Genomic DNA, 13,746 nt, shown 5'->3' on the forward strand with positions numbered 1-13,746 from the left:
AGGCTATGGCGGCCTAGAGCATCCGGGCCACGCTTCAAGGCCGAGATTCAGTTTTGGTTTCCGGCGGTCTCGCCCACGGCCGGGCGAAAATACCGAGGGGACGGCCGAATCCAGGCCTGTCGGGCGGCGCGCCCTGTTTCAGCGCGGGCCGCGCCGACCGCGGCGCAGCCAATCCATGATCGGTCCCCAGAACACGAGAAGCGCGACCAGCCCTGCGAGGAGCAGGACGGACACCACCATTTGCACGACGCCGAAATTCGCGGAATCGCGGGCGACGAAAATAGCGGCAATACCGGCCGCCATGGCCATCAGCGGGGTCACGAGCCAGTAGAACATGGCTTGTCCCTTTCACGGGTTGTGTCGCCCGAGGGCCGCGCCCTCGGGATCAGGAATGCGTCGTCTCGGTTTTGGCTTCGGCTTCGGTCTGCGGACCGCCGGTCAAGCGTTCCTGAAGCCCCTGGAAGACCACATACAGCATCGGGATGAGGAAAATGCCCAGTCCCGCAGCCGCCAACATGCCCGCAAGCACCGGCACGCCGACGGCAAACATGCTATCCGCACCAGGCCCATTCGAAATCACCAGCGGCACGAGGCCCATGATGAACGCGAAGCTCGTCATCATCACCGGCCTGAAGCGGAGCTTCGCGCCGTCGACGGCGGACTCGAGAAGAGTATCGCCGGCGTTTCGCCGCTCGATCGAGAAGGCGACGATGAGGATCGCGTTTTTCGCGGCGAGCGCGATCAGCACCACGAGGCCGATCTGGGCGTAGAGCGTAAACGCCATGCCCAAAGCCCAGAGCGCCGCCACGGCGCCGAGCACCGAGATCGAGACCGACAGCAGCACCGGGATCGGGATGGTCCAGCTTTCGTAAAGCGCGACGAGGAACAAGTAGGCGAACACGAACGCGAGACCGAGGACGATGGTGGTCTGGCCTGCGGATTCGATCTGCTCACGGGCCTGCCCTGTCCACTCGTACGCGTAGCCATGCGGAAGCGTATCGGCCGAGACGGCCTCCATCGCCGATATGGCTTCGCCGGGGCCGCGACCGGGACTGGGGCTGCCGTTGATGGAGATGGCGCGATAGTTGTTGTATCGCGTCAGCGTGCGCGGGCCCACATCGAGTTGCACGTCAGCGATGCTGGAGAGCGGCGTCATCTCGCCCGCCGCGTTTTTGACGTGGATCGCCATGATGTCCTGGATGCTGGCGCGATATTGCTGCTCGGCCATCATCCGCACCGTCCACGTGCGGCCGTAGAGGTTGAAGTCGTTTACGTAGTAGCCGCCGAGGGTCGCCTGTAGCGACGCGAACACGTCCGACAGCGTGATGTTGAGCGCGCTCGTCCTGTCGCGGTCGATGTCGAGGCGCACCTGCGGCGTCTCGGCCTCGAAGGTCGAGAACACAGCGGCAAGCTCAGGCCGCTGGTTCGCCGCGATCAACAGACCGCGCATGGCGGCCGCCATCTCGGGCGCGTTCTGGCCTTCGAGGGCTTCCAGCACATACTCGAAGCCGCCGACTTGCCCGAGACCCGAAATGGAGGGCGGGTTGAGCGCGATCAGCGTGCCATCGGGAATTCCCGAAAGGCCCATCGTCAGACGGCGAGCGACGGCGAGCGCGTGCATATCGCGAGAGACACGCTCCTCATAGCCCTTGAGACGGACGAACATGACGCCGCCGTTCGACGCCGCGCCGCCGCCCAGGAAGTCCAGGCCGAGAATGGTTGTCACGCCTTCGACGGCGGGATCGGCCCGGATAATTTCCGTAGCTTTTTTGGCGGCCGCTTCCGTCCGGTTCAGCGAAGCGCCGGCCGGAAGATTGAGCACGGTGATGATGAAGCCCTTGTCCTCGTCGGGCAGGAAGCCCGAGGGCGTGCGCGCGAAGATTGCGTAGGTTGCCGCCGCGATCAGCACCAGCGCGACAAGGCTCACGGACGAGATCGCGACCAGGCGCTGGACGACACGGGCGTATCCGCGGCCCGTCGCATCGATCGCACCCGTGATACGCTTCATGATGGAGACAGGCTCGCCAGGCCTCAGCAACATCGCGCAGAGCGCGGGCGAGAGCGTCAGCGCGTTGATGGCCGAAATGACCATGGCGGCGGAGATCGTGATCGCGAACTGGCGGAACAGAACGCCGGACGAACCTGCGAGGAAGGCGACCGGCACGAACACCGAAAGCAGCACCAGCGTGATGGCGATCACGGGCCCCGCGATCTCGCTCATGGCCTTGCTCGTCGCCTCCTGCGGCGTGAGATGGGGCTCCTCGTGCATCACGCGCTCGACGTTCTCGACCACGATGATCGCGTCGTCCACCACGATGCCGATGGCGAGCACGAGCGCTAGCAACGAAATGGTATTGGCCGAATAGCCGAAGGCCAGCAGAACGGCAAACGCGCCAACGATGGCCACAGGCACAGCAATGAGCGGAATGAACGTTGGCCTGAGCCTGCCGAGAAAGACGAAGACCACGAGCGCGACCAGCACGAAGGCCTCGATCAGCGTGTGGATCACCTTATCGATCATGGCCGAGACGAACTCGGCCGTGTTGTAGATGTAGGCGAGTTCGACCCCTTCCGGGAAACGATCCTTGAGATCATCCAGACGCTTCGAAACGGCGGTGGCAACGTTGACGGCGTTGGCGCCTGGCGACAGGTAGATGCCGACGGGAGCAGCCGGGCTGCCCTGATAGCTCGCCTCGCTGTCGAAGGAGGCGCCTTCGACCTCGACGCGCGCCACGTCGCGGACGCGCACGAACGAGCCATCGCCCGCCGTGCGCACGATGATGTTGCCGAATTCCTCCGGCGTCGAAAGGCGGCCCTTCGTGGTGACCGTGAGCTGCAACCGCTGATCGGCCGAAAGGGGCGCCGCGCCGACGCGGCCGGCCGCTGCCTGCAGGTTCTGCGCCTGCACGGCGCGGATCACATCCTGCGCCGAAAGGTCGAAATTCGCCAGCTTCTCGGGGTCGAGCCAGATGCGCATCGCGTAGTCGCGGGCGCCAAACACCGAGGCATCGCCGACGCCGGGTACGCGCTTCAACTCGTCCAGAATATTGAGTGTGACGAAGTTCGAGAGAAACAGCGCGTCGCGGGAGCCGTCGGGCGAATAGAACTGGAAGACCTGCAGCAGGTCGGTCGAAACCTTGGAGATGGTGAGGCCGGTGCGGCGCACCTCTTCAGGAAGCCGCGCCGTTGCGAGGTTGGCGCGGTTCTGGACGTTGACGGTCGCGATATCGGGATCGGTGCCGAGCGCGAACGAGACCGTGAGCGAGTAGGAGCCGTCGTTGGCGGACGTCGACTTCATGTAGCGCATGTCGGTCACGCCGTTGATGGCGTTTTCGAGCGGCTGGGCAATGCTTTCTTCCACGGTCACGGCATCCGCACCGGGATAGGAGGCGGAGACGCGCACCGTGGGCGGTGCGATCTCGGGATACTGTGCAACCGGGATGACGCCGACCGCGATGACGCCGGCAAGCGTGATGACGATGGAAATCACCATCGCCAGGCGCGGCCGGCGGATGAAGACGTCATAAATCATGGCGTAGCCTGTCCGCTGGTCTCTTCAAGCGTGGCATCGTTGACCGGCTCGCTCGGCTCGACGACGATGCCCGGACGCACCTTCTGGTGGCCGCTCACGATGACGCGATCCCCTTCCGAGAGACCTTTCCTGACCTCGATGCGCGCGCCGTGTTGTGCGCCCACTTCGATGCGGCGGATCTCAACCTTGTTCTCGGCCGAAACCGCGAGCACGTAGCTCCCTTCCTGGTCGAGCACGATCGCGGCTTGAGAAATCATGAGCCGGTGGTCCGTTTCTTTCGAGACGACGTTCACCCGCACGATCTGCTGATCGACGAGAAGGCGCTCGGGATTGGGGATCTCGGCCCGCACCATCGTGGTGTCGGTGCCTCTACTGCTCTCCACATCGATAAACTTGATCGACCCGTCATGCTGATAGGTCGAGCCGTCCGGCAAAAGGAGGCGCACCAAGACCTGGTCGGCGGTGATGCCTTCGCGGCGCACTTCGAGGAGGACGCGCTGCGGCACGGGGAACGCCACATACATCGGATCCTGTCGAACGAGATTGACGAGGGGATTGCTGCTCGGCCCGACGTATTCGCCCACCGCGTAGGTGGCGCGCCCGGTGCGGCCGTCCATCGGCGCGCGGATCTCCGTATAGCTCAGGTTGAGTTCCGCCTGCCGCAGCGTCGCCTCCTGGGCCTGCACGGTTGCGCGGGCTTGCGAGAGCTTGGCGGCCGCGTCGTCGAGGGCCGCTTGCGAGGCGGTGCCGCGGTCGGCCAGCGGCCGTGTGCGATCGTAGGTGGCCTGGGCGAGATCGAGCCCGGCGCGGGCGCTGGCCATTGGCGCGGGCGAGTGCGACAGCCGCCTCGTAGGGCTCCTTCTCCAGGGTGAAGAGGAGTTGATCCTTTTTGACCTCGGAGCCTTCATCGAAGCCGCGGCTCGCAAGGAAGCCATCGACGCGGGCTCGTATGGTCACCTTGTCGATCGCTTCGACCCGGCCGAGGTAGGTGGACTGATCGGTCACGTCGTGCGGGCGGACGGTCTCAACGACGACGCTCGGCGGCGGAGGCGCGGGCGGGGCCTGGGCGAAGGTCTGAGATGCAAAACAGACGGCGGCCAGAACCGCCGCACCCGCAATCCCAAAACGCGAGGCCAAATCTTTTCGCATGCCGGTGATCCCTCGTGGCTCCGATGCGCTCGTGGGCGCGCGCCGCAGTTATCGTGTTTTCGTGACCGCTATCGGGCGGGCGGCGTGGCGCAAGCGCGCACACCTCAAGATCTTGCGTCCACTGGAATCCGCCGGTTCGCGAGTTTGGTCAATGGGTTCGTAACATTGCGTCCGACGTCTGCGCTTTGCCCGTCCTGGGCGCTGCGCCGACCGCACGGGACCGCATCCCCAGGACGACGGCGCACACGAAAACATTATATAGCTGATACTATTGAGTTATTTTCGTGCAGCCGCGTGCGGGCCAGGCTATTCCGCCGGGTTCGAGGCCGGAGCAGCTTTCGCACCGGCCCCATCGCGCGAGCCCGTCCGGCCGCGGCCGAACCAATACACCGGAACGCCGGCGGCGAGGATGGCGAGCCCCACCAACGCACCTTTGCCGGTGTACATCACGCTCGAATAAAAGAGGTAGATGCACATTGCGCAGAAGATGAGCGGCGGCAATGGGTAGAGCGGCACGCGGAAGGACTCAGGCCGGCCCGGCTCGCGGTGACGGAAGAGGATGACGGAGAGGCCGATCAGGAACAGGAAGGCCCAGAACGTGGGTGCAGTGTATTCGACCATCGCCTTGAAGCCATCGCGAGCGCCAGCGCCCGCAACGACGAGAACGAGCGCAATCGCGCATTGAACGAGGAGGGCGGTTGTCGGCGTCGCGTTGGTCCCGCTCAGGCGGCCGAGCGGCGCGAACAACGGGAAGTCCTGCCCCAGCGCAAACATCGAGCGCGCGCCGGTGAAGATCGTGGCGTTGATGGTGCTGATCGCGGCAGCGCAGATGATCAAGGCGATAACGGTGGTGCCCACCGTGCCGAAGACGTCGGCGATGGGGCCCTCGATGATGGTCTTCGTCTCGCGCAGGCCGCCGAAGCCGAAAATGTAGAGCAGCGCGCTGTTGTAGACGAAATAGAGCGCGAGAATGAAGACCGTACCGAGAAGGAGCACGCGGGCCATGTTGCGGCGCGCATCCCTCACTTCGCCCGACAGATAGGCGGCTTCGTTCCATCCGCCGTAGGTCAGCAGGATGAAGACGAGCGCGAGGCCGGCGGACGTTGCCGGCAGCGCTGAGGACGCGGTTTCGCTCGCGGGCACGATGGCGGCGGGTTCGGCGAAGAATGCCGCGCCGATGACCAGAAACAGCGTCCCGATGGTCAGGATCGTCAGCGTCAACTGAGATTTTCCGGTGATGTTCGTGCCGAAGAGTTGCAGCACCGTGAACAGGACGATGCAGGACGCAGCATGGATCGCCGACCCGTAAGCGCCGAGCGGCAACAGGACGTTGGCGTAATCGCCATACGCGAATGCGACGGCGGCGAGAGCGCCCGTCTGCATGACCGTCATGCGGCCGAAGGCAAAAAGGAAGCTCGGAAACCGGCCATAGGCACGGTGGAGGTAGTGATACTCCCCGCCGGAGTTGGGATACGCGGAGCCGAGCTCCGCGTAACACAGTGCGCCGATGATCATCAAAAGACCGCCGGCAACCCACAGCGCTAGGAACTCCGTGGGCCCCGCGACGTTGGCCGCGACGACCGGCGGCGTCCTGAAAATCCCGATCCCGACGACGACGCCTACGAGCATCGCGCTTGCCTGAAGAACCGACAACGTCGGGCGGCGGCCACTGGCGCTGACGTCCATTCACAATGCTCCCGTGCGGCGTGCGATCTCGCGCGTCAAAAGTCTTCGTCGGGTTTAGGCTTAGTGCGTATCTTCGGTCGGCGCGAGATCGGGCATCGTCTCGGGGACGACCCACATAAAGACGGTGCGGCCCTCGACGACTTCCTCCCTGTCCGGCTTCCAGTCGCCCATGCCGAAACTGTGCGAGACGATGCGGGTGCCGGGCTTCAGTTTCAGGATCTCGGGGCGCAGCTTCATGTTGACCGAGTTCAGCAGATACATGGTGATGACAGTCGCCTTGCTGAGATCTGTTTTGAAGAGATCCTCTTCGCGAAACTCCACCTTGTCGGTGACCTTCTCGCGCTTGGCGTTCTCGTTGGCTTCCTGCACGCGGACGGGATTGAGATCCACGCCGAGCGCGCTGATGCCGTACTTCTTCGCCGCCGTGACAGGGATGCGGCCATCGCCGGATCCGAGGTCGATGAGGTAGTCGCCCTCTTTGACATCCGCCATCTCAAGCATTTTCTCGACGACGGCCTGCGGCGTCGGCACGAACGGCACATCGAGTTCGCGGGCGTCGGCACGGGCTCCCGCCAGGGCGGCAAAGGACATGGCGATCGCGGACAACACGCCAAGCGAGCGAGCGGGGAGAGAGAAGTGCGACATCCGAAAATCTCCGCTGGTAGTTGTGGGGACGGTGAGGCGCCAACGTGGCGCGAAGCGATGTGGTTCCTTCCAAACGCGAGGAAGCATCGAAATCCGGCATCGATCAGGCGCGCCGCGCGATTTCAAAGTCCGATCCAATGTTGCTGAGCACCGAGTGGGCATTGCAAATGCGGAGTTGGATCTCGATTGTCAACCCGTTGGAGCGAGAGGATAAAACAATGCGCGGCCATCCCCACCGGGGCGTCCCCGAGGTGTGCACCGCAACGCTCGATGCGCGCTCAGGACCTGCTTTCTGCGATATGACGATCTCTGATCAAGGCGACATGCGTTAAGCGTTTCGGAAAGCGAGAAAAGCTTTGCGTCCTCGATTTGCGTCATCGACGCGGCGCGGGCGACCGCTCGCTGCGAACCGGCGACCCTCACCGGAAACTACGGAGGGTTTGTCACACGGACCACGCGTAGTGATGGCGGCTGTTCTAAAATGCGCTGCGCCGCGCGCCTGCCGCCCGCGCGTCAGCGCTGCAGGACGTACGTCCCCGGCGCATCGCAAACCGGAGCATAACCCTCCGCCGCAGCCCCCATCGACGGCGGCGCAACGCGGCCGGCAGAGGATTGCTCGCCGAGCCACTCGGCCCACGCCGTCCACCACGAGCCTTCATTCTCTTTCGCCACCTCGCTCCACTCGCTCGGCGACATGTACGGATCGTTGGCCCGTTTCAGCGCGATGCGGAAGCGACGACGCGGACGGCCCGGCTCGCTGACGATCCCCGCGTTATGTCCGCCGCTCGTCAGAACGAACGTGACGTCGGTATCGGTGAGTTGATGGATTTTATAGACGGAGCGCCACGGCGCCACGTGATCGCGCTCCGTTCCGACGACGAACATCGGGACGCGAATGTTCTGGATCGCAACGGATCGGCCATCGACCATCAAGCGTCCAGCGGCGAACTCGTTGTCGAGATAAAGACGCCTCAGATATTCGGCGTGCATGCGATACGGCATCCGCGTGGAATCCGCGTTCCAGGCCATGAGGTCGATCATCGGGCGGCGCTCGCCCATCAGATACTCGCGCACCATGCGCGACCAGATGAGGTCGTTCGTGCGCAGGAGCTGAAACGCACCGGCCATTTGATCGGCCGAGAGATAGCCGCGGTTCCACATCATGCTTTCGAGGAAGTGCATCTGGCTGTGGTCGATGAACAACGCAAGCTCACCCGGCTCGGTGAAATCGGTCTGGGCGGCGAGCAACGTCACGGATGCAAGACGGTCGTCGCCCGCACGTGCCATGGCGGCCGCGGAAATCGCCAGCATGGTGCCGCCCAGGCAGTAGCCGACGGCGTGGATCTTCCGATCGGGCACGATGGCGCCCACCGCATCGAGGGCCGCCATCACACCGCGGCGGCGATAATCGTCCATATCGAGATCGCGATCCTCAGCGGTCGGGTTACGCCACGAGACGCAGAACACCGTATGACCCTGGCTGACGAGATAGCGAACGAGAGAGTTCTGCGGCGACAGATCGAGGATGTAATATTTCATGATCCACGCCGGCACGACGAGCAGCGGCTCGGCGCAGACCTTGCCGGTCGTGGGGCTGTATTGGATCAGCTCGATCAGGTGGTTGCGATAGACGACCTTGCCGGGCGTGACGGCCACGTCCTCGCCCACCTTGAAATCCTCGGTGCCAACCTCCGGCTGGCCCGAAGCGAGGCGGCTTACGTCGTCGATCCAGTTCTGGAAGCCCTGTAGAAGATTGGCGCCGCCCGTGGCCATCGTCCGCTCGATCACCTCGGGATTGGTGAAGAGGTTGTTCGATGGCGAATAGATATCGAGAATTTGCCGTGTCGCGAACGATACGACATCCTCGTGATGCGGCATGACGCCGGGCACGCCGCGGGTCACGTTGTGCCACCATTGCTGCGTGAGCAGGAAACCTTGCGCCCAGCAGCAATAGGGATGCTGCCGCCAAGCTTCGCCACGGAAGCGATCATCGCCCGCCAATGGCTCGATGCACGGCTTCACGTCGGAGCGTCCACCCGCCGCGGCCATGTAGGTGGCCAAGCGCATCGATTTCCGGAACGCCTTGTCGACGAGTTCCATGCGCTTGCCTGGCGCAGAGGCGAGGTGGATCGACCAATCGAACATCGCAAGCGCAAGCGACGCGGGCGAGATGCCGCCCGAGAGATGCGCAGAGAGGGCCTCACGCATACGATCTATCGCGCGATACGTCTCGCTGCCGTGGTCTTCCTCATACACTGGCGGGGGAGGCGGCGGCAGCGGATGCGCTGCGGGCTTCGCGGCCGCCTCCGGTTCGGCGTTCACGATATTCATCCGTCGCGCCGTGGACCTTTTCGTCATCCCAACCTCGTCAGACCGATGTCATCCAGCACATATTCCCAGGCGCTCGACACGGTGCCCTTGACCCGCATCAACGCACCCTGAAGCGGCAAAGTTTCCAAAGGGTTGTCGAAAAGACCTGAGCATGGGCCAAACACGTCGTCCAAGCCGGTCCGAAGGACGGACGGACGGCCAAAATGGCCCAACGGACAGGCAAATGCCTGTCCGGGACGCAATGTGCGGCATCAGCGCCACACGGGCCCGAGACGTCCCATTAGAGCGCCGGAATTTCGTCGGCCAGGGCCGCGCGGTCTCTTACGGTCTCGGCATCGAAAACGTTCGGCGGAAGAGCAATGACCAAGACGAGACTGCGTGCATTCGGACTGATGTCACTCTCACTGGCGTGCGCCGGACTTGCGGACAGCCCTGCGTACGCTGCCGACTTAGGCAGCGATTGCTGCGCCGACCTGGAAGAACGGATCGCCGACCTCGAAGCGACGACAGCACGCAAGGGCAACCGGCGCGTCTCGCTCACGATCTCGGGTTACATTGCGCAGGAGATCACCGTCTGGGATGACGGCGTCGAGAGCAACGCGTACATCCACGGCCTCGGCCCGACACAAGCCTCGCATTTCAAGTTCAACGGCAAGGCCACCATCGCGCCCGGCTGGAGCGCGGGCTACATGATGCGCATCCAGGACCTCACCGGCAACGCGTTCGGAGGAGGGGCAGGCGCGATCACCCAGGACAACCCGTTCCGGAACGACGGGCTCAACGTGCAGATGTCGTTCTGGTATGTGGAGAGCGACACGTTCGGCAAGCTCAGCGTCGGGCGGCTTGCGCACGCGGCGAAGAGCGCGGCTATGTTCACCGATCTTTCGGGCACACAGATCATCGACAATTACACCTTCCTGGCCGGGTTTCCGCATTTCGGCCTGAGGGACGCGAATGGCGCTCTTTCTCCCGTGACGTGGGGGCAACTCGGCTTCTGTTATACGCAGGGCGTCCCGCTCGGCGGCGACTGCAACGGCATCGTCATGAACGGCGTGCGTTACGATACGCCGGTGTTCGGCGGGTTCATGGCTTCCGCGAGTTGGGGCGAGGACGACTTCTGGGAGATCGCGTTGCGGTATGCGGGCGAGATCGCGGGCTTCAAGCTCGCGTTCGGTGCCGGCTACACGGAGACGACGACAGAGACTGTCACGGGTTTCGTCGCGACGCAGGCGGGCAAGGATTCGCACTTCTTCCAGGCCGGCGGCTACGCGGAGCATCTCGCCACAGGGCTTTTTCTGCACGGAGCATATGGCCGCGAGACCAACAACGGCACGCTTCTCGCCAACGGCTTCACGCAGCCGGACAGCGAGCACTACTACGTCAAGGCAGGCCTGCGCCGGAAGTGGACGCCGCTGGGTGCGACCATCGTCTACGGCGACTATGCCGCCTACGAGGATCAGCTGGGGCCTGTCGCATTGGCGGCGGGCGCAACTGGCAGCACGCTCGAACGCTTCGGAGGCGGCGTGGCGCAGGAAATCGATGCAGCGGCGATGACGCTTTACCTCAAGTATCAGCGTTACCAGGCCGATGTCGATGGCTTGGGCGACTTCCAAGATGCCGACTTCGTGAGCTTCGGCGGTCTCATCAATTTTTGAGGTTTGCGTCTCTCCCGCGCAAGATCCGTGCGGGAGAGACGCGTTTCTATTCAGCCGGAACGCGCTCTTTCGCTTCCGCCACCAGACGGCGGACTTCCGGCAAGCACGATCCGCAGTTCGTCCCCGCTTTGAGCGTGGCGCCGATCTCTTCGACCGAAGCGGCAGAGCCGGACGCGACCGCGCCGCAGATCTGATTGCGCCCCACACCAAAGCAGGCACAGACGAGGGGGCCGTGATCCACGCCACCCTCCGGCGCGCGACCGGCGAGCAGCGCCCGACGGGCGGATTCCGAGAGCTTGGGCTCCGCAAGCTGTTGCTTGAGCCAGCCCCAGCCCGGCAGCGCATCCGCGCTCTTGGCGAGAAACAGGCAGGCGTCGAGCGATCCGTCGAGAACACGAGCCGCGCGATAACGGCCCTGCGCCTCGTCAAGAAACTCTACCAGTTCGTCATGTTCGGGCAGGAAGCGTTTTGCGATATCGGCCCAGTGCGCGCCGATCCGGTCCGCGGCGATCCTGTAGCCAACGCCGCCTTCGACGGCGGCGCGCGCCCACCAGACACCGGCCGGCAAGTCCACAGGCTTTCTGGAAAGCAGGAAGCCGTGAATCGCGTATCTGACCGGCGCGATGGTGGCTTGCGTCGCCTTCATCTCGGGCTGGCCCGACACGGGATCGTAGCTGCGCTGGACGAGCGCGCCGATGCGTGCGTCGGACGCGGTGGCGGCACTCCAATGGATCGGGGCGAAGATCTCGCCTCTGCGTTGCGCCTCCGAAACCTCGGCACGCAGGACGGCGCTTCCGTGCAGCGTCGAAATGCGTGCAAACCCGCCATGAGCGATGTCGTAGGTTTCCGCATCCTTCGGATGGATGGCGACATACGGCTCACCAATATGCGCGCCGAGGCGGGGCGATTTTCCGGTGCGCGTCATCGTGTGCCACTGGTCGCGCACCCGGCCGGTATTGAGGAGCAGCGGAAGGAGACGGCCCGGCGTCGCGGCGAGCTTCGGATCGGCCACAGCGACGAAGCGCGCCCGCCGGTCGGCGGTAAAAAATCCGCCGGACGCGAAGAGGCGTTTCCCGCCATCCGTACCCGCCTTCACGATGGGCCATTGCACGGGATCGCAACGCGCGTAGTCATCGTCGGACAGCGCGGCAAGGCCGGACGCATCGAGGTCGCGCGTGCCGTCGTTCTCGAATCCCGTCAGCGCTGCGTGCTCGCGGAAGATGTCGGCGGGCGATGCATAATCGAACGCGTCCGCAAACCCCATGCGCTTGGCAACCTCCGACACGATCCACCAATCCGGCTTCGCCTCACCTGCCTGCGGGAGAAACGCGCGCTGGCGCGAGATGCGGCGCTCGGAATTTGTGACCGTGCCGTCCTTCTCGCCCCATCCGGCGGCGGGCAAGACGACGTGAGGGCTCGCCATCATCGTATCGGTTCCGGAGACGACATCCGAGACGACGAGGAGGTCGAGCTGGCGAAGCGCGCTTTGCACCGCATCGGCGCGTGGCAGACTTACGACCGGATTGGTCGCCATGATCCACAACGCCTTGATGCGTCCCTGGGCCACCGCCTCGAAAAGCTCAACAGCTTTCAGCCCCGGGCGCTCGGCCACGTTCGGCGCGTTCCAGAAACGGCGCATGCGGGCGATGCTTTCAGGTTCGAAATCCATGTGGGCGGCAAGCTGGTTTGCGAGCCCGCCGACCTCGCGGCCGCCCATCGCGTTCGGCTGTCCGGTCAGAGAGAACGGCCCCGTACCGGGCTTGCCAATGCGGCCCGTCGCAAGATGGCAATTGATGATGGCGTTGACCTTGTCCGTGCCTTGCGCGGACTGATTGACGCCCTGCGAATAGAGCGTCACCGCGCGGTCGGTCTCGGCGAACCAGGAGAAGAACGTTTCAATCTGTTCGCGCGGCACCTCGCAGCGCTCCGCCACGGCATCGATGTCGGGTGCGATGTGACGCGCGCGGGCCAAGCCCTCCGCGTATCCCGCGGTATGATCGCGGAGGAAGGCGCGGTCGAGCGCGCCTTTGTCTGCGAGGTACGCGAACAGGCCGCAGAAGAGCACCGAATCCATGCCCGGCGCGATCTGCAGCAAAAGATCCGCTTCGTCGGACGTCGGTGTCGCACGTGGATCGATGACGACCATCCGCGCGCCGCGCTCGCGCCTGTTCTTTGCCATGCGCTGGTGAAGGATCGGATGACACCACGCGGCGTTCGATCCGACGAGGACAAGCAGATCGGCTTCGTCGAGATCCTCGTAGCAGCCGGGCACAGTATCCGATCCGAAGGCGCGGCGATGCCCTGCCACGGACGACGCCATGCAAAGCCTGGAGTTGGTGTCGATGTTGCCGGAGCCGATGAAGCCCTTCATGAGCTTATTGGCGACGTAGTAGTCCTCGGTGAGAAGCTGGCCCGAGGCGTAGAACGCAACAGACTCCGGACCGTGACGCGCGACGGTCTCCGTGAAGCCGTTTGCCACTCGGTCAAGGGCGTCGTCCCAGGCCGCGCGGACGAGTTCGCCTTCGCCGTTGCGCATCATCGGATGCAGCAGGCGTCCGTCGAGCGAAAGAGTTTCGCCCAACGCGGAGCCCTTGGAGCAGAGGCGTCCGAAGTTGGCAGGATGATCGGGATCGCCCTTGACCTGCGCTCCGCCGAAGCCATCGGGGCGGGCGAGCACGCCGCAGCCGACGCCGCAATACGGGCAGGTGGTCTTGACGGGCGGTGGCGAGGGAGGCGCGTTCATGGGCT

At 64.3% G+C, this 13,746-nt stretch carries 9 protein-coding genes and 1 pseudogene; 2 read left to right on the forward strand and 8 right to left on the reverse strand.

Features of this window, described 5'->3' with window-relative positions:
* Positions 1-138 precede the first annotated feature (138 nt).
* The 6 genes and pseudogenes from W911_RS01255 to W911_RS01275 form a co-directional block, all read right to left on the reverse strand.
* Positions 139-336 (reverse strand): hypothetical protein, encoded by a 198-nt coding sequence (locus W911_RS01255; RefSeq protein WP_023785701.1) that lies wholly within the window; start codon positions 334-336, stop codon positions 139-141.
* A gap of 49 nt (positions 337-385) precedes the next feature.
* Positions 386-3,532 carry an efflux RND transporter permease subunit gene (locus W911_RS01260; RefSeq protein WP_023785702.1) on the reverse strand — a complete coding sequence of 1,049 codons (3,147 nt, stop codon included), beginning with the start codon at positions 3,530-3,532 and terminating at the stop codon, positions 386-388.
* On the reverse strand, positions 3,529-4,353 hold the full coding sequence (locus W911_RS01265; protein WP_051388490.1) for an efflux RND transporter periplasmic adaptor subunit: 825 nt from the start codon (positions 4,351-4,353) through the stop codon (positions 3,529-3,531). The genes W911_RS01260 and W911_RS01265 overlap by 4 nt, the downstream gene beginning before the upstream one ends.
* Before the next feature lie 28 nt (positions 4,354-4,381).
* Positions 4,382-4,681 (reverse strand): annotated as a pseudogene (locus tag W911_RS18970) (efflux RND transporter periplasmic adaptor subunit); the annotation flags it as partial.
* Between the two features lie 306 nt (positions 4,682-4,987).
* Positions 4,988-6,367, reverse strand: a complete 1,380-nt coding sequence (locus W911_RS01270) for an APC family permease (protein ID WP_023785703.1) — start codon at positions 6,365-6,367, stop codon at positions 4,988-4,990.
* A gap of 60 nt (positions 6,368-6,427) precedes the next feature.
* Positions 6,428-7,012 carry an SAM-dependent methyltransferase gene (locus W911_RS01275; RefSeq protein WP_023785704.1) on the reverse strand — a complete coding sequence of 195 codons (585 nt, stop codon included), beginning with the start codon at positions 7,010-7,012 and terminating at the stop codon, positions 6,428-6,430.
* A 44-nt stretch (positions 7,013-7,056) separates the two neighbouring features.
* Here W911_RS01275 and W911_RS18415 point away from each other — a divergent pair, with 44 nt between their 5' ends.
* Positions 7,057-7,344, forward strand: coding sequence for a hypothetical protein (locus W911_RS18415; protein WP_023785705.1), 288 nt, complete (start codon positions 7,057-7,059; stop codon positions 7,342-7,344).
* Between the two features lie 181 nt (positions 7,345-7,525).
* Here W911_RS18415 and W911_RS01285 read toward each other — a convergent pair whose 3' ends face one another.
* Positions 7,526-9,220, reverse strand: coding sequence for a PHA/PHB synthase family protein (locus W911_RS01285; protein ID WP_244438682.1), 1,695 nt, complete (start codon positions 9,218-9,220; stop codon positions 7,526-7,528).
* A 482-nt stretch (positions 9,221-9,702) separates the two neighbouring features.
* Between W911_RS01285 and W911_RS01290 the strand changes: the two genes are divergently transcribed.
* Positions 9,703-10,998, forward strand: a complete 1,296-nt coding sequence (locus W911_RS01290) for a porin (protein ID WP_041316114.1) — start codon at positions 9,703-9,705, stop codon at positions 10,996-10,998.
* A 46-nt stretch (positions 10,999-11,044) separates the two neighbouring features.
* Here W911_RS01290 and W911_RS01295 read toward each other — a convergent pair whose 3' ends face one another.
* Positions 11,045-13,741, reverse strand: a complete 2,697-nt coding sequence (locus W911_RS01295; RefSeq protein ID WP_023785708.1) for a nitrate reductase — start codon at positions 13,739-13,741, stop codon at positions 11,045-11,047.
* Between the last annotated feature and the right edge of the window lie 5 nt (positions 13,742-13,746).

The sequence above is a fragment of the Hyphomicrobium nitrativorans NL23 genome (assembly GCF_000503895.1).
GTDB lineage: Bacteria > Pseudomonadota > Alphaproteobacteria > Rhizobiales > Hyphomicrobiaceae > Hyphomicrobium_C > Hyphomicrobium_C nitrativorans.

Bases quoted from the DNA above. Each gene is read 5' to 3' on its own strand.
- W911_RS01285 (WP_244438682.1), bottom strand. From the start codon at position 9,220: ATGCGTGAGGCCCTCTCTGCGCATCTCTCGGGCGGCATCTCGCCCGCG.
- W911_RS01260 (WP_023785702.1), bottom strand. From the start codon at position 3,532: ATGATTTATGACGTCTTCATCCGCCGGCCGCGCCTGGCGATGGTGATT.
- W911_RS01275 (WP_023785704.1), bottom strand. From the start codon at position 7,012: ATGTCGCACTTCTCTCTCCCCGCTCGCTCGCTTGGCGTGTTGTCCGCG.
- W911_RS01295 (WP_023785708.1), bottom strand. From the start codon at position 13,741: ATGAACGCGCCTCCCTCGCCACCGCCCGTCAAGACCACCTGCCCGTAT.
- W911_RS01265 (WP_051388490.1), bottom strand. From the start codon at position 4,353: ATGGCCAGCGCCCGCGCCGGGCTCGATCTCGCCCAGGCCACCTACGAT.
- W911_RS01270 (WP_023785703.1), bottom strand. From the start codon at position 6,367: ATGGACGTCAGCGCCAGTGGCCGCCGCCCGACGTTGTCGGTTCTTCAG.
- W911_RS01290 (WP_041316114.1), top strand. From the start codon at position 9,703: ATGACCAAGACGAGACTGCGTGCATTCGGACTGATGTCACTCTCACTG.
- W911_RS01255 (WP_023785701.1), bottom strand. From the start codon at position 336: ATGTTCTACTGGCTCGTGACCCCGCTGATGGCCATGGCGGCCGGTATT.